The following is a 21,910-nucleotide window of genomic DNA, read 5'->3' as shown; positions in this document are numbered from 1 at the left end:
TCTTTTATAGTCAAAAGTAAATTTAGGGTTAATTAATAGCAATTAGAAGAAGATACAGCAATTTATTCGGCTTAATTGATGAAATTTGTAGCCACAAAATTATTTAAATATGTCTGTTTTCAATCGCCTTTTGATTTGTTTCGTTTTAATTTCTGTAAATGCATTTTCTCAAAAAGATCAAAAAGCTTCGTTTCAGGTTGTTCCGTTGGGAATAAAAGGCGGAATCGACGAAAAAAATCTTTCGGCTTATTTAGTTGCCCCAACAAACACGAATGATTTCATTGCTTTGGATGCGGGAACGATAAATGCCGGAATCGAAAAAGCAATTGAAAACAAAGTTTTTAAAGTTTCGACAAGCGAAGTTTTAAGAAAGTATATCAAAGGATATTTTATTTCGCACGCGCATTTAGATCATGTTTCGGGATTGATTATTAACTCTCCTGCAGATTCTTCGAAGACGGTTTATGCCACTGAAAAATGTATGGAGATGATGGAAAATCATTATTTTAATGATGAAACCTGGGCTAACTTTGGAGATAAAGGTCCCGGAACTCCATTGAAAAAATATCATTTTCAGACTTTAAATATTGGCGAAGAAACTCCAATTACGAATACAACCATGACGGCGAAAGCCTTCCCGTTAAGTCATGTGAATCCGTTTGAAAGTACTGCATTCCTAATTAAAAATGGAGAATCGTATGTGCTTTATTTAGGAGATACGGGACCTGACGCTGTAGAAAAAAGTGATAAACTAAAATCGCTCTGGACAGCGATTGCTCCTCTTGTAAAAAGCAAACAATTAAAAGGAATTTTTATTGAAGTTTCGTTCCCAAATGAACAACCTGATCAATTTTTGTTTGGACATTTAACGCCAAATTATTTGATGAAGGAACTTCACACGTTAGAAGATTTATCAGGAAAAGGAACTTTGAAAGGTTTCAATATTATTGTTACACACTTGAAACCACCAACCAAAAATATTATCAAACTTAAAGAACAATTGCAAAAGCAAAACGATCTTGGATTGAAGATTATTTATCCGGAGCAAGGGAAAAGATTTGAGTTGTAAATTTGACTAATTAGCCACAGATTGCAAAGATTAAACGGATTTTCATTCGTTTGAATGGGTCAAATACGTTGTTGCAAAATCAATTATTCTCTCGGATTTTTTTCTAAAGAACTCATAACCCTAATTTTGTCATTTCGACCGAAGGGAGAAATCACATAAAGTAGCTCCTCAACAGTGTGTATCCCGCGTGTGATTTCTCCCTTCGGTCGAAATGACAAAAAATTGTTGAAATAACAAAAATATTTTTTTTAGTCTCTTAAATAATCTTTTTACTTCTCAATTCCTCCAGCATTTCTTCATGAGTTATATAATCCCCATTTTCAAAATCACGTTTACCCTGTTCTATATCTGCCTTTAATTCCTTCAAAAAATCTTCTTCATTGGGATTATTTACAATAATATCTTTCATGTTTTAATCTATTAAAATTCTTTCTATATGATTTCTCAAATTATAATATAAGTTCTATTTACATTGATGCCTCAGCCCTGATAGAAGTGGAAATCCTTTTGTGCCGGTGTTCGGCACAAAAGATTGGAACGGATAGCGGGAAATAGCTCCCAAAAAATAAAACTCCGCATAAGTTTTATTCTAGAACTTTATTCTAATTCTAATATAATACCTAACAGGTTTTAAAAACCTGTTAGGATATGCTGAATCAATCTACTACTTCTTCGCTACAAATCGAGGATCAGATTCCATTACGGTACCGCAATTATCACAAGTTCTCAATTCCTCTGAATTATAGAAATGTTCGAAATGTGGCAAGAAATCTTTTTCGATATTATGCAATTCAAAAAATACTTCATATAGTTTATGATTGCAATTGTCGCAATGCCAAAGCAATCCATCTGTATATCCTTTTCCGGATCGTTTGCGCTCGATTACCAAACCTATTGAGCCTTGGGAACGAACTGGAGAATGTGGGATTTTAGCAGGATGCAGATACATATCTCCGGCATTAAGTTCCATTTCTTTACGTTCGCCATCTTCCTGAATCACGACTTTTATGCTTCCTTCGAGTTGGTAAAAAAGCTCTTCGGTTTCGTTGTAATGATAGTCTTTACGGGCATTTGGCCCCGCTACAATCATCACGATATAATCGCCGGAATCTACGTAAAGGTTTTTATTTCCAACTGGTGGTTTTAGTAAATGACGGTTTTCATCGATCCATTTATTCAGGTTGAAGGGTTTTGCTATTGACATTTTTAGTGGTACTGGGTTTCTATGACGCTAAGTTAAGGAAAAAGTTTCTTGTAAAGGCGCACAGCAGTGCGTCTCAGTTGCTTTTACAAACTTTGAGTTAGAAGCACTGCTGTGTGCCTCTACAATTGCTTTTCTTTTATCAAATAAATATAAACCGGAAAATGATCGCTAAAACCAACTTCGGTTAAACTGTGCCGTAATGGATATCCTTTATATTGTCCTGAAGTCTGAACAAGAAAAGGCTTATTGAAAATGCCCGCTTTCCAATATTTAAAGCTAGAGAAATCGGGTTGTATAAGAGATTCAGTAATTATAATCTGGTCGAAAATATCCCAGGAATCCCTAAAAGCAATCGTTCCCATGCCTTTATTTGCCATTTCTTCAAACGGATTAAAAACTCCAAATTCAGGAACTTCACTCTTTTTTGCCTTTGCGCCCAGAGCTACTTTGACACTTCGGTTAAACGGACCATCATTTAAATCTCCCATTGTAATCACTTTGGCATTTGGATTTATGCGTTGAAGCGAATCGATAATTCTTCTGTTTAAATTTCCAGCTGCTTCACGAAACGGACTGCTTTTCTTTTCGCCTCCTGATCTCGATGGCCAGTGATTGACTATAATATGTATCTCTTCGTCTTCGAGAAATCCAGTAATCAAAAGCTGATCTCTTGTAAAAATCCTATTTTTATTCTCTGTTTTAATTTCGAGATCATCATCTATTTCTTCTTTTTTCTCCTCTTTTACAATTGCATTATTTTTATAGAGGTATAAAGGAATATTAGAATACGAAGTTGGTTTAAAATATTTCTTTTGATATAATAATGCCACATCGATTCCACGTTTGTCCGGCGAATCAAAATGAATGATTCCATAATCAAGGTTTTGCAATTTGGGCTCTTTGACCAAGTCCTCCAGAACGCCGCGGTTTTCTATTTCAGAACCTCCAATTAATGTTGGCACATTAGGATTCTCAGGAGTTCCAATTTGTGATAAAACGAGGGAAAGGTTTTTTAATTTCTGTTCGTATTTTTCTTTTGTCCAATGTTGTGCTCCATCTGGGGTCCATTCATCATCGTGTGTTGTTGGATCATTTATGGTATCAAAAAGATTCTCGAAATTATAAAAAGCTACTGTATGGATGGTGTACTTTTTAGACTGCGCTTGCAGGATTGACACAAAAAGAAGTGCAACAAAATAAAACTGAACTCCAATGAACTGCATAAACTTTACTATTTTAAAAAGTTCAATTTAAGTAAATTAATCCATTTGTAAGATTTTTCTAATTATTTTATTTTTTAAAATCTCTATATTTGTTTATCATTAATAATGAATAAGCAAAAAACATGAAAGCGAGCCAACTTCAAAACTTCAAAAAACACTTTTCTTTTTGTAAGTTCCTATTTCTTATTTTTGCTTTACAATCATTCAACTGTCAATCCCAACAAAACATGATAACACCACCTTATTTACAAAAAGGAGATACTGTAGCTATTTTAGCCACTGCGAGAAAAAATATCGAAGACAATCTTAAACCAACAATCGACTTGTTGCACAGCTGGGGTTTAGAGGCTGTTGTTGGAACCACAATTGGACTTGACTTTAATCAACTGGCAGGAACGGATGAACAACGTGCTGCTGATTTTCAGCATCAATTAGATAATCCTAATATTAAAGCTATTTGGTGTGTTCGTGGCGGATATGGAACCGTACGAATGATTGATCTTCTGAACTTTACTAAGTTTAAGCAACACCCAAAATGGATTATTGGCTTTAGTGATGTTACTGTCTTACACAATCATTTGAACACTATGGGATATAAATCGATTCATGGTGTAATGCCTGTGACGATACCGCGTGCTACTCCAGCCGCCATTAGTTCAATGAAATCAAGCTTATTGGGCGAACCGTTATCTTATACTATTGCTCCGGACAAAATGAACCGTTTTGGGAAAGCAACCGGCGAATTAGTGGGCGGAAATTTATCTATTTTATACAGTTTGTTAGGTTCACCATCGACTATAGATTGCAAGGATAAAATTTTATTTATCGAAGATCTGGATGAATATTTATATCATATCGATCGTATGATGATGAATCTTAGACGTAATGGTTGTATCGAAAACCTAAAAGGAATTATCGTTGGGGGCATGACCAAAATGAAAGACAACGAAGTTCCGTGGGGGAAAAATGCAGTTGAAATCGTCGATGACGTTACTAAAAAATACAATATTCCGGTAATTTTTAATTTTCCTGCTGGTCATATTCAGGACAATAGAGCTCTTATTATGGGAAGCACAATTTCTATTGATGTTAATTCGTCAGGAAGTACTGTTTCTTTTCAGAAATAATAATTTTCCCTTTTCTTCAAATTAAGAAGAATTAAAATACCACATAAAAATCTCAAAGACGCAAAGTCGCAAAGTTTTATTTAATTCTTTGCGACTTTGTGTCTTTGCGCGCCAACTAAACTCACAAATGATAATTTAAAACTCACAACTAAAAGAATGGCTGAACATAATGACTTGGGAAAAAAAGGGGAAGAACTAGCTGTAGAATTTCTCCAGAAAGACGGTTATACAATTTTGGATAGAAACTGGACTTTTCAAAAGGCTGAGATTGATATTATTGCCCAAAAAGAATCCATTTTGGCTATTATTGAAGTTAAAACCAGGTCGAGTCTGGATTTTGGTTTACCACAGGATTTTGTCAAACCAAAAAAAATTCAGCTACTTGTTAAAGCAGTAAATGCCTACATAAACGATAGGGAAATAGATTTTGATGTAAGATTTGACATCATCGCTATTTACAAAAACAACGAATCATTTGCTATTGAACACCTTACAGATGCTTTTTATCACTTTTAACATAATTTTCTATTGTTATATTTGTAACAAATTGTTTTTTTATTTATATTTGCGCAGATTTATAACACCCCTATTAACTAAACCAACACAATCAAGTTACAAAAAAAAAGAAAAAAAGCTATGAAAACTGTTTCTTCAATCGTCGAAAATTACATCAAAACAAAACCTTTTTTATTAAATGCGCTATCGCTTGGAATCATCAACCTGACGTCGCTTTCCCGGAACATTATGACCGAATTGGAAAGTGAATTTGGCAAAGAAGTGAAACAAGGTGCTGTTGTAATGTCATTGAAACGACTCACAGAAGAATTAGACTTTAAGCTGAACCATAAAATAAATAAAGTAATTAAGAATATTGGCGAGATTACAGTTCGATCTGAATTGACAGATTACACTTTTGCAGCTTCTGAAACTGTTTTAAACAAACAAGCTGATTTAATTTCTGATATTAACGCTTTATCTGATATTTTTTATACCTCATCCCGTGGCGTAAATGAAACTAATATTGTGGTGAGCAGCAGTGTAAATCATTTAGTTGAGAAGCATTTTATACGTGAAAAACTAATTCAGAAATTAGATAATCTGGCTTCAATTACAGTAAAATTACCAAAAGAAAATATCGTTGTTCCCGGAATTTACTATTTCATTTTTCAACGTTTGGCGTGGGAAGGAATTATCATAAACGAGGTAATTTCGACTTCTAACGAGTTTACTATTTTAGTTGGAGAAGATCAGGTTGATGTTGCTTTTAAAGTAATTAAAGACTTGAAAAACTAATTCTACTTATATAATGCTACAAAGAATCAATATCGATTCTTAATATTATACAATCCTTTTATCATTTCTGCAAAAGAAAGATAAAAGGATTTTTTTTGTTTTCAATTATAAAATCGACGTTCGTCAATAATCTCCAATAAGAATATTCTCAACAAATCAACACCTGAATAATTTATTTTTAAAATATAAGTTAGAAATAAACTAGCTTAACAACACGCCATTTACCAAGACCTTTGGCACTATCTTACATAAAATTTATTAAAAAAAATAGAATTAAGTTTTTTTTAATAATATTTGTTGCGAATAATATTTTTATATATTTGCTAACCAGTCAAGAAATCAGAGTACCAATTTTGATAGTATCATAATATAATTAGATTTAAATACGGACTAATTAAATTAATGTCAGAAGCAAACAACCATAGCGAAAAATTATTGGTGAGTGAACTCAAAAATGGCAACGAAAAAGCATTTCGTCAACTTTTTGATTTATACCATCAGGATATTTACGGTTATAGCATCAGTTTGTTAAAATCAAAAGAAGCGGCTGAAGAAAATGTTCAGGATGTTTTTATGAAAGTTTGGCTGCATCGTGAAAACTTAAATCTGGAACAATCTTTTAAAGCGTACATTTTTACCATTGCCAGAAATCAGGCCTTTAATTTTTTAAATAAAGCGGCAAATGATGCATTGCTAAAAGAAGAGATTTTTTATGAAAGTCAGAAATCTCATGAATATGGTGATTACTCTATTCGGGAAGCAGATTGCAAAAAGCTTAGAAAACAAGCTATGAGCCAACTGCCTCCAAAACGAAAGCAAATTTTTAAGATGTCCCGAAAGAAGGGAATGAGTTACGAAGAAATAAGTCAGGAACTCGGCATCTCTATCAATACAGTCAGGAACCAAATGAGTAAAGCATTAGAATCAATGCGAGTCTTTTTTCAGGTTCATGATGAAATTATCTAAACCAAAAAACCATTTTAACCATTAAAATCACTCTTCCCGGGTGATTTTTTTTGCTTAACCGCGAAAACTTTTGCAAAGATGCTTTCTTTCTGTCAGTTCGAGCGAAGTCGAGAACAACGTTTGTATAGCACTCAATCTTTTTAACTCGAAATTTCGAAAATATTGTCCTCCCGACCAGAGGTAAATCCGCAAAGAAAAGCCAATTGTTGTCGAGTTTCCAGTGTGATCTCTCCCTCTGGTCGAGATGACAAACTGAAGGTGAAGCCAAACCTGACAGGTTTTTAAAACCTGTCTGGTTAGCCAAAGAAAAGCCAATTGTTGTCGAGTTTCCAGTGTGATCTCTCCCTCTGGTCGAGGATGACAAAACGGAAGGTGAATGCCAAACCGGACAGGTTTTAAAAACCTGTCGGGTTTAGTCACGTTGCGGAAGTTCCTTGTTCCTCGAAATGAAAGCACCTCATTTATCATCAAAAAATAAAAATAATTTCAAAAATAATTTTCATCAATAAACTCAACAAAATCAGCACTTACCGAGTTTTACTACTACAATAATCAGGCTCATAAATGTTAAAATTTAAAAAATTACAACGTTAGAGTAGTACTTAACTTGTTTTCAACTGTATTATATAAAACCCAGACCTAAAATCAATTCGTAATGAATTCAAATTCTGAAATGCACGGCCTTTTACAAAAGTTTGTTTTGAACCAATGTACACCCGAAGAAACAAACGAGGTAATTGCGTATTATAAAAAAAATAAACTTACTGATGATTTCCCTTCAGTAGAAGATATTCAAAATCTACTTAACGAAATGCCAAAAATGGATCAGCAAACTGCAAACTCTATTTTTGATTCTATTTTAGCAACTTCACAAGAAAATGAAACTGTAATAGAAATTGCGTCTCAAAAATCAAATTTTAGAAAATACATTTCGATTGCCGCTTCTGTTGTTGTTTTACTGGGAATTGGTCTTGCTTATCAAAAAGGTGCTTTCACGACTAAAACGGAACCTAAATTCGACTTTAAAAGCACTGATATTGTCTTACAATTAGAAGATGGAAAAGTTCAGATTATATCTGAAAACAATAAAGTTGAAGTAAGAGATGCGGACGGAAATATCGTTGGAAACCAAGACGGAGATAAAATCGTTTACGATAACAATTCTGATTTAGAGAAAACAACTTATAACACTATTAAAATTCCTTACGGTAAAAAATTCAAACTAGAATTATCAGACGGAACATTGGTGCACTTAAATGCAGGGACTACTTTAAGATATCCTGTAAAATTTATAGCAGGAGAAAACAGACAGGTTTTTCTCGATGGTGAAGCTTTTTTTGATGTTGCAAAAGACGCAAAGCATCCTTTTATTGTAAATGCTGACGCCTTGAATGTACGTGTTCTTGGAACTCATTTTAATGTTTCTAATTATCCGGAAGATGCTGTAACAGATGTTGTTTTAGTCGAAGGATCTGTTGGAATGTATCGCTCAAACGAAGAATTCGATGCTGCTAAAAACACGATCTTAAAACCTGGCTTCAAAGGAAGCTTCAACAGAGAAAATGCTCTTATCTCTACCAAACCTGTCATCACTGATATTTATACTTCATGGATCAACGGCGGCCTGACTTTTAGAAATATGACTTTCAAAAATATCATCACAAAATTAGAACGACGCTATAATGTTACCATTATCAACAAAAATGAAAAACTGGCGAATGAAAAATTCAATGCAAGTTTCAGCGATGAATCAATCGAGAAAGTAATGAGCTATTTTGATGACATCCATGGCATTAATTACACCATAAAAAACAATCAAATACTAATTAAATAACCACTAAAACCAATGAAAAAACATGAAAGAATAAAAGTACAGGAATAAAAAAATCGGAAAGAGCTACGAACAATTTCCGATTTACTAAGTGATTGAATATAACGAATTAACTACAATCAATTAACAAAATTATGAAAAAAAAATCAAAGAATACTGGGTTTCTATACCGAGTGTTCCAAAATGACCTAAAATTGAAATTAACTACACTACTTATTTTGGTCGCCATGTTTAATATCAGAGGGAATACTTATGCTCAAAAAACAAAAGTAACCCTTGAATTGAACAATTCAACAATCGAAAAGGTTATTGAGACCATTGAACAAAAAACGGATTTCAGGTTTATTTACAAACTAAGTGACATTGATCTTGATCGTGTTATTTCTATTTCTGTAAAGGACCAAAATATCAATATTGTTTTAGACAAACTCTTTAAGGGAACTCCAACAGAGTTTAAAGTTCGGGACACTCAGATTATCTTAAAAAAGCCAGAACTGAAAACACAAAGCATTCCATATCAAAAACAAACTGTTACCGGAATCATTACTGATGAAAATGGTCTGCCTTTACCGGGAGCCTCGGTTAACGAAGAAGGAACAAAAAACGGAATGGTGACTGATTTTGACGGAAAATACAAACTTACTGTTGAAAGTAGTGCTTCTGTAATTATCGTGTCTTTTGTTGGCTATAAAGAAAAAAAGGTAGTGGCCAGCCAAAGCGTTATCAACATTCAACTCGTTCCTGATGCCACAGATTTACAGGAAATTGTGGTTGTAGGATATGGTTCTACGGCCAGAAAAGATGTAACGGGAGCCGTTTCTTCAATTGCTGCTAAAGATATGAATCAGGGTGCGATCGTAAACCCTTTACAATTGATTGCAGGAAAAGCTGCCGGTGTAAACATTACTCAGATTGGTAGTGAGCCAGGTTCAGGACCAAGCGTTCGTATTCGTGGTATCTCTTCTTTAATTGGAGGAAATGATCCTTTGGTAGTCGTAGATGGAATTCAGGGAAACATGGATTTGTTAAATCAGGTTCCTCCAAGCGAAATTGAAAGTATTGATGTTCTTAAAGATGCTTCGGCTACGGCTGTTTACGGTTCCAGAGGTGCGCCAGGTGTTATCATTATAACAACAAAAAAGAATAAGGCAGGAAAAACAACCATGGAATATATAGGCTCTACTTCTATCGATTTTATCCCCAAAAAACTCGATATGCTAGATGCCAACCAATGGTGGGCAACTGCACAAAGTGTGGGTGTTCCGGCTTCTGCAAACCACGGTTCAAATACTGATTGGTATAATCTACTTACTCAAACCGGAATTACCCAAACACACACGCTTTCTTTTGGCGGCGGAACTGATAAATTTAATTACAGAGCTTCTCTAACAGCGATTTTGCAAGACGGAGTGGTAATTAATTCCAGTAACCAAAAATATATTGGCCGCATTCAGGCTACTCAATTGGCTCTCGATGACAAATTAAAACTAACTTTTAATTTAAACACAGGAGTAAACAATGTAACCAATAGTATTGGCGAGGTAGGAACCGTTTCATATAAATCAAACCTGATCACCAATTCATTATTGGCAAGACCAACTGACCCTGTTTTTAATACGAACGGAACCTATTATACAGATCCAACTGTATTTCAGTATTTAAATCCTTATGCAGTGGCTCAGACCGCTACGAATGAGAGACAAAGTGATAATTTATTTGGAAGTTTAAAAGCTGAATTGGATTTAGGCAAAGGTTTTTCTGCAAACTGGTTTGGAAGCTGGAGAAAAACAAATACCACTATTGGATATTTCATGCCGGCAGCATCGACAGACGCTCTTGCAGTAGATCAAAAAGGATATGCCAATATTAAAAATGAAAGACAAAATGAAAAATTAACCAATATAAGCCTTAATTATAAAAGAACTTTCGGGATTCACACTTTCAATGCATTGGCATTATACGAGTGGCAAAGTCAGGCTTATCAGGGAAATTATGCTCAGGCAAGAGGTTTTATAAACGATAAGACTACTTACAACGCATTACAATTTGGAGATTTCTCGAAAGTACAATCTTCTGATATTTCTTCTTATAAAAATGACAGAACTTTAGTTTCGTATTTAGGAAGATTAAACTACTCTTTATTAGATCGTTATTTACTTACAGCAAGTATCAGACGAGACGGTTCATCTGTATTTGGTGCCAACAACAAATGGGGAAATTTTCCGTCAGCATCTGTTGCATGGCAAATTAATAAAGAGTCATTCATGGCAACTCAAACTTTATTTAATGAATTAAAATTACGTGTAGGATACGGAGAAACCGGTAATCAGCAAGGTCTTTATCCACAAACTTCATTATCGTTAGTAGGAAGTGCAGGAACTACTTATTTTGGAGGAATGCCTATTACGAATTTCAACATTACTCAAAATGCAAATGCTGATTTGAAATGGGAAACAAAAAAACAAACCAATATTGGTCTTGATTTCGCCCTTTTAGACAATAGACTAAGAGGTAGTGTAGATGTTTATGATTCTAAAACCGAAAACTTATTGTTTGATTATACCGTACCTCAACCTCCTTATCCTTATAATCAAATAAAAGCAAACGTAGGAAGCATTTCAAACAAAGGTCTGGAGATTGCTCTTGCCTATGATGTTATTAAAACAGAGAACAGCACACTAACATTAGCCGGAAATGTATCACTCATGAAAAATGAGGTACTTAATTTAAGTGGCAGTATTAATGGCATTCCTTTAAACACAGATTATGTAGGCTGGGGAGCGGCAAACTCTTATTTAGTACAAGGAAAACCAGTTGGTGCATTTTATATCTTAGAACATACCGGCAAAAATGACAATGGTGTTGAAACAGTAAAGGATCGTGACGGAAATGGTGTTATTGATCAGGGTGTTAAAAGTCCGGATCGTTACTACGCAGGTTCAGCATTACCAACTTATACTTTTGCATTTAACCCTTCTTACAGGTACAGAAACTTCGATGCTTCTGTGTTAGTAAGAGGTTCAGGAGGAAATAAGATCTACAACGCACTGAATCAAAACTTAAGCATGCTGGAGAACACGGGTAAATCGAATGTTTTAGAAAGTGCAGTTGATAAGGGAATTCACTCGTCTCCGTATGGATCTGACTTATGGTTAGAAGATGGTTCATTTGTACGTTTAGAAAATGTTACTGCAGGATATACGTTCCGTTTTACAGATAAATATGTAGACTCTATCCGACTTTCACTTACAGGAAACAATTTATTACTGATTACTGATTACTCAGGTCTTGATCCGGAATTGAATATTAGCGGAAGTGGTAAAACTGAAGACAACTTTGGTGGTGACAGAGGAATTTACCCTCGTACAAGAAGTGTTGCATTTGGTCTGACTGTAAAATTTAAATAGTAAAAGAGATGAAAATTAAAAATATACTAATAGCAGGAAGCGTTTGTTTCCTTGCCCTTTTTGGATGTTCAGACATTAGCGAAAATGTGTACGACAAATATCCGGCTGACGAATTTTATGGCACCCCTGAAGGAGCCAATATTGCCCTTGCAAGTGTTTATGCCGAAATTCCGGGTGACTTTCAACGTAACAATATACCCGGCGTAGGTTACGCAGGAGCTGATAATGGCTGGTATGACATGAACTGTATGTCATCTGATGAACAAGTGATTCCGCATAGAAATACCGGAGACTGGCAACAAGATTTTGCCCGTTTGCACAAACACGAATGGCTGCCAACAGATTTTATCATTAATAATACCTGGAACTGGTTGTACAAGTCCGTTTTCAATGCAAATTTAGCAGTTCAGTTATTAGAAAAATCAAATGCCGAAGCTTCAAAAATTGCTGAAGCAAAAGTATTACGTGCTTTCTTTTATTATTTATTGATTGATGATTTTGGTGATGTTCCATTTTTTACTGATAATAATATTACAGTAGATAAAATTCCGCAATCAAGCCGTAAAGAAATTTACAGCTTTATTGTAAAAGAATTAACCGAGAACGTAGAGCAGCTTTCCGGAACAAGAGGCGGCAACTATTACGGAAGATTCAATAAATGGGCGGGTTATACTTTATTGGCAAAAGTATATTTGAACGCACAGGTATATACCGGAGAAGCAAAATGGAACGAATGTTTAGCGGCTTGTAACAAAGTTAGCGAAGGTGGTTTTACACTACATTCCGGAGCAGCAAATGCTTCTAGCCCGTTAGGAAATAAATATTATGAATTGTTTGGAGATGTACTTCCTGAGGATGAAACTATTTTACCTATTTATGCAACTTTAGATATCGTTTCCCGTAATATCTATGCCGTTCGTAGTGTGTATGGTCCGCATGGTACTGCTTTATTTGGAATGGCGGGTTGGAACGGAACTATTGTTCCTAAAGATTTCTTCCTGAAATATGCCTTAACAGATATTAGAAGACAACAATTTTTAGTAGGCGAACAACCCGGAGGATATAATTATACACTTGAGGTAGCTTCTCTTGACAATCCGGGAGCTGATCCTCAGGCGGGAGTTCGTAATATTAAATTTTATCCTGCAGGAGCAAAAAGTGGCGGAGGAGCTTCAAATGACTTCCCAATTTTTAGATATGCTGACGTAATTTTAATGATGGCCGAATGTAATGCCCGTTTAGGGAATCCTGGTGCTGCAAAACCTTTTATAGATCAGATCAGGCAACGTGCCGGTTTAGATGCATTGGCTTCAAACCCAACTCTTGATGATATTTATAACGAAAGAGGATTCGAATTAAATTGGGAAGGTCACAGAAGACAAGATATGATTCGTTTTGACAAATTTTTATTGGCAAACGAATTCAGACCGGTATCTCCTGCTTACCGAAAGTTGTTCCCAATTCCAACATCTGCTTTAGATGCTAACAAAGGACTTAAACAAAATCCGGGTTACTAAAAACAAAACTATCATGAAAAAATATATCAATAAATTATTCCTCTTAGGGAGCGTGCTTTTTCTAAGCGTTTCCTGTGACAGTGAAGCCGAATTAACGACACTAAAAGCCGTAAATTTTCCTTCTGCAATTGAAGTTTCTTCCAGTACATTGGTACTAACAGAAGACTCTGCTGACGATAATGTTTTACTTGTTTCCTGGCCAAAAGTAACATTCCCAATTGATGCGCCGGTTACATATGCCGTAGAATTTGATTTAATTGGTGATACCAGTGGTACTACTGCCTGGCAAAAAGCCAAAAGAATTGTGGTTGGCGAAGACGTTTTAAGCAAAGCTTTTATTGGTCTTGATTTAAATAAAATTGCCGTAGACTTAGGTCTTCCACCGGATGTTGCAGGAAAATTAGTTGTTCGTGTAGAAGCTGCAATGGATCGAAAAATCTATTCTGATCCTATCACTTTAACTATTACTCCTTATGAAAAAAGCGTTGTCTTTGGCGAGATTTATATGCCGGGAGCTTATCAGGGCGAATGGAATGTAGATACTGCTTTGGCTTTAACTGCAATTTCAAAAGGGATTTATCAGGGTTATGTAACAGTTCTTACGGGTTATGGCCCCGTATTTAAATTAAATACTGGCAGAAACTGGGAACAATTTTATGGTGCAGGCGCCACAAATAATGACCTGAAAGACATGAGTACTACTGATTTTGCACTTCCGGGAGAAGGTTCTTATCAGATCAAAGTAAATTTAAACACTTTAAAATGGAGTTCTACTCCTTATGCCTGGGGTATTGTAGGTTCATCAACTCATGCGCCAACACCTGAAGATAAAGACTACGGATGGAATCATTCTATTCCGATGTCCTACAACCATGAAACTAAAACATGGAAGGTGACTGCCAACTTATTAGCAGGAGCCCTAAAGTTTAGATTAAATGATAAGTGGGATGTTAACTACGGACCTGCAGATCCTACAACAAATACCATTAACAAAGATAATGGTGGTGCTTATGATATTGGAGAACCGGGAACTTACGAAATTACCTTTACTATAAACGATGTCGATCCGGTATCAGCAGGATATCCTGCAACTGCGACTTGTACAATCGTTAAAAAATAATCTAAAACTACAATATAGTTTAGATTAGTTTGAGTGATACCTGCCTTTTTTGAGCGAAAGGCAGGCTATCTTAAAAAAAATAAAATAAAAAAATATGAAATCAAATATAAATATCATCTACACTTTAATACTTGCACTAGCATTTGTTTCGTGTAGTTCATCGGATAATAACGATTCAATTCCGGCTTCTCCTTATACACAGTATGGAACAGCATTCGAAAAAATGCCAAAAAAAGAAGATGCCATAATTTATCAGGTCAACATTCGTGCTTTTAGTGCCGCCGGAAACTTAAAAGGTGTTCAGGACAGGCTTACTCAAATTCAGGAATTGGGTGCCAATGTTATTTATTTAATGCCTATTTATCCTGTTGGAAAAGTAAAAGCTTCAGGAGAATTAGGCTCACCTTATGCCGTGCAGGATTATAAAGCTGTAAATCCCGATTTTGGAACTTTACAAGATCTTCAGACTTTGGTCGAAGAAGCGCATAAAAAAAATATGGCTGTAGTACTGGACTGGGTTGCCAATCATACCGCATGGGACAATGCCTGGATTACACAACATAAAAATTGGTACCAACAAGACGATAAAGGAAATATCATTATTCCGCCGGGAACAAGTTATAATGATGTAGCGCAATTGGATTTCAATAATACCGAAATGAAAAACGCGATGATCGATGCTATGGAATATTGGGTTTACAATGCCAACATAGACGGCTTTAGATGTGACTATGCTGACTTTGTTCCGCAAACCTTTTGGTCAGATGCGATTACGAAATTAAGAAGTATCAAAAAAAATCAAACCATATTGATGTTGGCTGAAGGATCTAAAGTAAATCACTTTGCTTCTGGTTTTGATTATACTTTTGGATTTAATTTTTTCAGCACTTTAGAAAAAGTTTTTAAAGAAGGTAAACCTGCTACAACAATTCAGGATTCTAATGCTACAGAATATGCCAACAATTACAATCCTGAAAACAAAGTTGTAAGATACACCAGCAATCATGACGTAAACCTTTCAGACGGAACTCCTCTTGAACTTTTTGGAGGTAAAAAAGGATCTGTTGCCACTTTTGTTGTTGCAGCATACATGAAATCTGTTCCAATGATTTACAACGGACAAGAAGTTGGGTATGACAAAAGGCTTAATTATTTTGCCAAAACTCCAATCGACTGGTCTGCCGCAGATGCATCTATGTTAGCCGAATACAAAAAAATTATCGCTTTTAGAAATACCAGTAACGCTATAAAAACAGGAACTTTTACCGGATACAGCAGTGATGCCGTAAGCGCTTTTACAATGGTAAAAGATTCAGAAAAAGTTTTTGTTCTTTCTAATTTAACCAATACTTCTGTAAAATATCTTGTTTCCCCTGCCCTAAAAGCAACATGGAAGGATGCTTTTACAGGAACTTCTGTTACTATTGGCAACGAAATCACATTACTTCCTTTTCAATATTTAGTATTGAAAAATTAATACCCACGCAACTTTAAAAAACAATATTAGATTTGCAAAAAACTAAAATAACATGAATTTTCAATCCCAAAAATCATTGCTTCACATCCGAAGCAAAAAATTAGCGTTACTTCTTTTTATTTGTGTCAATGCCGCATGGGTTCAGGCTCAGGAGATAACTTCACCTAATAAAAATCTTTCTTTAAAATTTGAATTAAAAGAAGGCGGAGTTCCGTCTTACCAATTATCATACAAACAAAAAGCAGTTATAAAACCAAGTTCTTTAGGTTTAGAACTTCAAAATTTACCTTCGTTTTTGGATGGTTTTACCGTTACAAATACAGCACAATCTTCTGTTGATGATTCATGGAATCCTGTTCTAGGTGAAGAAAAAACTATTAGAAACAATTACAACGAATTGGTTGTCACTTTGGCTCAAGCCAAAAACAACAACAGGTATATTCGAATTCGTTTCCGATTATTCAACGACGGATTGGGTTTTAGATATGAATTTCCGAAACAAAATGATTTAAATTATTTTGTTATTAAAGAGGAACGTACTGAATTTAATCTGGCCGGAAATCATAAAATTTTCTGGATTCCGGGAGATTATGATACCAATGAATATGCCTATACCACTTCGAAAATTTCTGAAGTTCCTTCGTTGATGAAAAAAGCTACTATCGAAATCAATTCGCAATGGCCTATTAAGGAATTAGCGGTGCAAACTCCATCAATGATGAAATCTGACGATGGTTTGTATATCAATATTCATGAAGCAGGATTGATCAATTATCCGGCAATGTATCTTGAAGTTGATGCTGTAAATTATAAAATGCGCAGTCATTTAGCGCCTGATGCCGTGGGTGCAAAAGGATATATGCAAACAGATGCACAATCGCCCTGGAGAACCATTGTTGTAAGTGATAAAGCGACAGAAATTTTGGCTTCAAAATTAATTCTGAACCTCAACGAACCTACAAGTTATAAAGATGTTTCGTGGATTAAACCCGTAAAGTACATCGGGATTTGGTGGGAATATTTTGTGGCCGGAAAAAGTACCTGGGCTTTTGGAAAAGAAACTAACGTAAAACTGACAGATGATTTTACTAAACTAACGCCAAACGGAAAACACGGAGCCACAACAGAAAGAGCAAAAGAATATATTGATTTTGCTTCTAAAAATGGTTTCGATGCCATCCTTATCGAAGGTTGGAACATTGGTTGGGAAGACTGGATCAACAACTGGAAAGAAGAAGTTTTTGATTACGTAACCGCTTATCCTGATTTTGATGTAAAAGCAGTTCATGAATATGCCGCATCAAAAGGGGTGAAAATTATCATGCACCATGAAACGTCAGGATCGGCAACAAATTATGAGCGTCGATTAGATCGTGCTTTTCAATTTATGAATGACAACGGTTATGATGCTGTAAAAACTGGTTATGTAGGTAAAATTATTCCGCGTGGCGAACATCATGACGGACAGTGGATGGTGAATCATTACATCAACGTAGCCAAACGTGCTGCCGATTATAAGATCATGATTAACAGCCACGAAGCGGTTCGACCAACTGGTTTAAACAGAACTTTCCCGAACTGGATTGCACAGGAATCTGCTCGCGGAACTGAGTTTGAATCTATGGGAGGATTAGCACCGGATCATACGACAATTCTACCATTTACAAGATTAATGGGTGGCCCAATGGATTATACTCCGGGGATTTTTCAAACAGATCTTTCGTACTACGGAACCGGAAGTACACAACGTGTCAATACCACTCTGGCAAAACAATTGGCTTATTATGTTACAATGTACAGTCCGTTGCAAATGGCGGCTGATATTCCTGGAAATTATGAGCGTTTTCCAGATGCTTTTCAATTCATAAAAGATGTTGCGGTAGATTGGGACAACAGTTATATTCTTGAAGCAGAACCAGGAGATTACATCACGATTGCCCGTAAAGCAAAAGGAAAAAACGAATGGTTTATTGGAGGAATCACCGACGAAAACGCCAGAACTGCCAATATTACTTTTGATTATTTACCTGCCGAAAAAAAATTCATAGCTACTATTTACGCTGACACGAAAGATGCTAACTGGAACGAAAATCCGCAAAAATATACGGTGACTAAAGTTGTTGTAACCTCAAAAACAATTTTAAAACAATATTTAGCACCGGGTGGTGGTGTTGCAATCAGTATTAAAGAAGGAAATGCTGCAGAGTTAAAAGGATTGAAGAAATTATAAAATTTTCTCTGAACCCAAATACAAAATGGCGCATGAAAAAAATCATGTGCCATTTTTATGTTTTACCAGTTATAAATTCAATAATTTCTCTACATTCAAATGCCCAATTTTCTCTTTATCTTCTTAGAATAGGGTCGTATTTATCAACCTTCAATATTTCAGGATTAGATTTAGTCATATCCAACAACGGAGATAAAAGTATAATTTGAGAAGGTTGTACTCCTTTGTCATCTCTTAATTTTTGTGACAATGCAAAAGCCATTCCTCCGCCGGCAGAATCGCCTATTAAAGTAACATTCTCTGCTCCAACCCGATTAATTAAATTAACCAGTGCAGTATATACCATTTCAGTTGTTTCTTCAAATTGATGTTCGGGTGCCAAAGGATAATCAGGGATTACAACTGTTCTCCCCGTCCTTTCAATCAATTTACCGAAAAACACCCAGTGTTCCGGAAAATAACTTGAAACATAGGCTCCTCCGTGTATGAAGAAGAAATATTTGTTTATTGTTTTTTTTGGTGCTATGGTCCATACATTTCGTCCATTTACAACTTCTAAACCTATATCATACTTATCATAAAGTTCTGGTGTTGGTTTTGCTGCTTCGCCTTGTCATTTTTCACGGTCTGAGCAAACGTGGTGCTTTTTACTCCTGCCAGAAAAAGTCTTTTTTCTAATTGCTCACTTTCCGGACTTGGATCCTTTATATCATAGGATTCATTTGAAGTAAGCTTTTTGATAGATTTCTCCTCAACTATTTTACATTCCTTTACAACCAAAATACTTTCTTTGTAAAGGTCACGGGCCTCTCCTGTAATGACAAGTGTTTGTCCTTTAGAATACTTGCGTAATTTTAAATAATCTGAAACAGGCAGTACACAAAGCTTCATTGTAACTCCGTCTTTCTTGTCTGACAATTCTATTGACGGCAGCGCATAAATGTCCGGACCAACATACACGACAACACCTTTGATGGTTACTATTTTATTTTTATATAATTTTTCGGCTTTACTTCTATCATTGATAAAAGCGTCGTGTAATTCCTTTACAGGAATAATTTATTGAGTGTCCCTAATATTTAATTTTTTAGCCTGAAGGAGTCCAAAAACCAACAGTAATGTGATAATTGAAAGAATTCTATATATACCTTTTTTCCTGTTCATGTAGTAAAGAAATAAATGTGTGTATCCCTATTAATTCCTCCTGTAAAACTGATTTTTTTGTCGAGAGTGATGACAAACTAAATGCGTTAAAAATCTTTAGTACCGTAAAGTTACGCCATCTGTATATCGCTGTTTATCAAGATAAGACATATAAAGTTCCTGAACTATCGTAATAAGACATTTATTAATCTGATACTATGATTGTATTATTAATTATTATGAACGAGTTTTCTTAATTGAAGCAAGACTTTCAATTAAAAAAATCGAAAATCTTGGATATTTTAAGAAGCGACCATTTTTTGAAGTGCAGCCGGATAACGATCTCCTTTCATGGCATCGATAGCAAATGTTGTATTTAATAAATTCATTTCTTCCGGAGAGAATTCGATACAAAGAGCTGCTATATTTTCATCTACACGTTGAGGTTTACTCATTCCCACAATTGGAATAATATCTTCTCCCTGATGCAACGCCCAGGCTAAAGCAAGCTGACTTGCAGAAACGTTCTTCTGACCTGCCATATCTTTCAAAAATTCGATCAATTGCAGGTTATGAGCGCGGTTTTCTTCCTGAAATCTCGGAAGCATATTTCTGTAATCTCCTTTAGGCAATGGAAATTCTAAATTTCCGCTAAGCAAACCATAGTTCAAAACAGAATAAGGAACTATACTCACGCCTAATTCTCTTGCAGTTGGCAAAATTTCTTTTTCTATAAATCTGGTCGCTAACGAATATTCAATTTCTAAAGCAGAAACGGAATATACTTTATTCGCACGAATTAGTTGTTCAGCATTTGCTTCTGAAAGTCCTAAATAACGAACCTTTCCTTCGTCAATTAAATCTTTTATGGCACCAACCGTTTCTTCGATAGGCACATCAGGATCGATTCGTGAAGGCTGAAGCAGGTCTATTTCGTCAACTCCCAATCAGGTTAAGGAATAGGCACAGAAGTTTTTGATCGCGTTTGGTCTTCCGTCCAATCCCAGAAAATGTCCTTTATGATCTCTTAGCGCCCCGGTTTTAACACTTATAAAAGTTTTGTCTCTTCGTCCTTTTATAGCTTCGCCAATAATAAGTTCGCTTATACCCATTCCGTAAAAGTCGGCGGTATTTAGAAAGTTTATTCCGGAGTCAATTCCGTATTGTAGTGTTTGGATTGTTTGTTTTTTTGCAGCTTCTAATGATGCCGGATCATCAATTATTAATCTTGATCCCATAGATATAGGGGAAACTTCGGGTCCGTTTATTCCTAATTTTCTCATTTTCATAATACTTCGATTTAAATTAATTTAATAAAACAAAGATATTGTGCACAACAAAGCTAGAGAAGGTCTGAATAGCCGATAAAATGTTCTAAATGTCGTATTTTTATTAAGACAATCCTTTTCGGTATTCCAAAGGGCTCGTTCCCGTATTACGCTTAAAAAACTTGCCGAAAAATGTGGCTGTAGCAAAGTTTAAATATAGTGAAATCTCTGAAATGTTTAATGCTTTTGCTTGCAGTAAAACTTTGGCTTCAAGACAAACAATTTCGTTAATCAACTCACTTACAGTTTTTCCGGTTTCCTCTTTTACAACTTGAGAAAGATGTTTGGGTGTTACAAAAAGTTTTTCTGCGTAGAAATGAACTTCACGATGCCGGGTAAAATTCTCAGACAATAATTCTTTAAACTTTTCCGTTAGATAGAAAGATCTTGAATAGGTGTTATGTTCGTTTCTGGTTTTTATGTCGTATAACCCTTCAATTTCCAGGAGTAAAGCTCTCAATAGGGCCTGAATACTTTCTAATTTATTAGATAAATCAGAGTTTTTCTTTTGCTCAATTTGATGTAGTAAGGATTGAATAATGGCCAAATCTTCCGGATTTAAAGCAATAGCATGTTGTCCGTTTCTTTTGTAGAAAGAAAATTTCTTTAAAAACAAAGTGTCAATCAATCCTGAAACCACAAAATCTTCTGTAAAAAAAAGACTCTTTGTTTCAATTGCGCCTTTATTCAGAATCCAATTCCTTACTTCATCAGGCGCCACCATAACTATAGAAGGAGCTTTAAGCTGATAGGGTTCCAATCCAACAATGAATTCAGCTTCTCCTTTTAAAACAAGGCCAAGGCTGTACATTTCAGAACGATGTGGTTCAAAATGACGATTGGGTGTAATTTCCTGAGGTTTAAAAAGAAAATCTTTGAACTCTAAGTCCAGACCGAATTTTTCAGTAATATCAACTATACCAATTTTTTTGATTTCCTTCATTATCGTTTTGCTTTAGAAAGAATACTAAAACT

At 35.2% G+C, this 21,910-nt stretch carries 17 protein-coding genes and 1 pseudogene; 11 read left to right on the top strand and 7 right to left on the bottom strand.

Annotated features, from left to right (window positions below):
- Positions 1–109: 109 nt before the first annotated feature.
- Complete coding sequence (locus QLQ94_RS06140) at positions 110–1,069, top strand: MBL fold metallo-hydrolase (protein ID WP_482499330.1); 960 nt, start codon at positions 110–112, stop codon at positions 1,067–1,069.
- Between the two features lie 256 nt (positions 1,070–1,325).
- Here the strand turns inward: QLQ94_RS06140 and QLQ94_RS06135 are convergent, their stop codons facing one another.
- The 3 genes from QLQ94_RS06135 to QLQ94_RS06125 all read right to left on the bottom strand — a co-directional run bounded on the left by QLQ94_RS06135 (position 1,326) and on the right by QLQ94_RS06125 (position 3,496).
- The gene (locus QLQ94_RS06135) at positions 1,326–1,478 is read right to left on the bottom strand and encodes a hypothetical protein (RefSeq protein ID WP_271338155.1); all 153 of its coding nucleotides are present in this window, start codon (positions 1,476–1,478) and stop codon (positions 1,326–1,328) included.
- 255 nt (positions 1,479–1,733) lie between these two features.
- Positions 1,734–2,273, bottom strand: a complete 540-nt coding sequence (locus QLQ94_RS06130; RefSeq protein WP_482499329.1) for a 3-hydroxyanthranilate 3,4-dioxygenase — start codon at positions 2,271–2,273, stop codon at positions 1,734–1,736.
- A gap of 119 nt (positions 2,274–2,392) precedes the next feature.
- A complete protein-coding gene (locus QLQ94_RS06125; protein ID WP_482499328.1) occupies positions 2,393–3,496 on the bottom strand; it encodes an endonuclease/exonuclease/phosphatase family protein in 1,104 nt (367 codons plus the stop codon).
- Positions 3,497–3,723: 227 nt separating this feature from the next.
- Here QLQ94_RS06125 and QLQ94_RS06120 point away from each other — a divergent pair, with 227 nt between their 5' ends.
- The 10 genes from QLQ94_RS06120 (at position 3,724) to QLQ94_RS06075 (ending at position 18,464) form a co-directional block, all read left to right on the top strand.
- Positions 3,724–4,623 carry a S66 peptidase family protein gene (locus QLQ94_RS06120; protein WP_482499327.1) on the top strand — a complete coding sequence of 300 codons (900 nt, stop codon included), beginning with the start codon at positions 3,724–3,726 and terminating at the stop codon, positions 4,621–4,623.
- A 156-nt stretch (positions 4,624–4,779) separates the two neighbouring features.
- Positions 4,780–5,139: a YraN family protein gene (locus tag QLQ94_RS06115; protein WP_482499326.1), complete on the top strand. Its 360-nt coding sequence runs from the start codon at positions 4,780–4,782 to the stop codon at positions 5,137–5,139.
- Between the two features lie 120 nt (positions 5,140–5,259).
- Positions 5,260–5,916 (top strand): aspartate kinase, encoded by a 657-nt coding sequence (locus QLQ94_RS06110; protein ID WP_041516777.1) that lies wholly within the window; start codon positions 5,260–5,262, stop codon positions 5,914–5,916.
- A 402-nt stretch (positions 5,917–6,318) separates the two neighbouring features.
- Positions 6,319–6,882, top strand: a complete 564-nt coding sequence (locus QLQ94_RS06105) for an RNA polymerase sigma factor (protein WP_271338164.1) — start codon at positions 6,319–6,321, stop codon at positions 6,880–6,882.
- A 655-nt stretch (positions 6,883–7,537) separates the two neighbouring features.
- A complete protein-coding gene (locus QLQ94_RS06100) occupies positions 7,538–8,716 on the top strand; it encodes a FecR family protein (protein ID WP_482499325.1) in 1,179 nt (392 codons plus the stop codon).
- Positions 8,717–8,907: 191 nt separating this feature from the next.
- Positions 8,908–12,120: a TonB-dependent receptor gene (locus tag QLQ94_RS06095; RefSeq protein ID WP_482499324.1), complete on the top strand. Its 3,213-nt coding sequence runs from the start codon at positions 8,908–8,910 to the stop codon at positions 12,118–12,120.
- A gap of 8 nt (positions 12,121–12,128) precedes the next feature.
- Positions 12,129–13,637 carry a RagB/SusD family nutrient uptake outer membrane protein gene (locus tag QLQ94_RS06090; RefSeq protein WP_482499323.1) on the top strand — a complete coding sequence of 503 codons (1,509 nt, stop codon included), beginning with the start codon at positions 12,129–12,131 and terminating at the stop codon, positions 13,635–13,637.
- Positions 13,638–13,650: 13 nt separating this feature from the next.
- Positions 13,651–14,757, top strand: a complete 1,107-nt coding sequence (locus QLQ94_RS06085; RefSeq protein WP_482499322.1) for a SusE domain-containing protein — start codon at positions 13,651–13,653, stop codon at positions 14,755–14,757.
- Positions 14,758–14,851: 94 nt separating this feature from the next.
- Positions 14,852–16,234: an alpha-amylase family glycosyl hydrolase gene (locus QLQ94_RS06080; RefSeq protein ID WP_482499321.1), complete on the top strand. Its 1,383-nt coding sequence runs from the start codon at positions 14,852–14,854 to the stop codon at positions 16,232–16,234.
- A gap of 52 nt (positions 16,235–16,286) precedes the next feature.
- Positions 16,287–18,464 carry a glycoside hydrolase family 97 protein gene (locus tag QLQ94_RS06075; protein ID WP_271338175.1) on the top strand — a complete coding sequence of 726 codons (2,178 nt, stop codon included), beginning with the start codon at positions 16,287–16,289 and terminating at the stop codon, positions 18,462–18,464.
- A gap of 115 nt (positions 18,465–18,579) precedes the next feature.
- On the opposite strand, the gene QLQ94_RS06070 is transcribed toward QLQ94_RS06075, so the two are convergent.
- The 4 genes and pseudogenes from QLQ94_RS06070 to QLQ94_RS06055 form a co-directional block, all read right to left on the bottom strand.
- Positions 18,580–19,029, bottom strand: a complete 450-nt coding sequence (locus QLQ94_RS06070; RefSeq protein ID WP_271338183.1) for an alpha/beta fold hydrolase — start codon at positions 19,027–19,029, stop codon at positions 18,580–18,582.
- A complete protein-coding gene (locus tag QLQ94_RS06065) occupies positions 19,026–19,520 on the bottom strand; it encodes an OB-fold protein (protein ID WP_271338184.1) in 495 nt (164 codons plus the stop codon). Before QLQ94_RS06065 ends, QLQ94_RS06070 begins: the two co-directional genes overlap by 4 nt.
- A gap of 389 nt (positions 19,521–19,909) precedes the next feature.
- A pseudogene (locus tag QLQ94_RS06060) lies at positions 19,910–20,845 on the bottom strand (aldo/keto reductase).
- Between the two features lie 154 nt (positions 20,846–20,999).
- Entirely contained in the window at positions 21,000–21,878 is an 879-nt protein-coding gene (locus QLQ94_RS06055; RefSeq protein ID WP_427402979.1) for a helix-turn-helix transcriptional regulator, read from the bottom strand.
- Positions 21,879–21,910: the final 32 nt, after the last annotated feature.

The organism is Flavobacterium sp. B114r, assembly GCF_056824125.1.
This window is presented reverse-complemented; position numbering and strand designations above follow the sequence as displayed.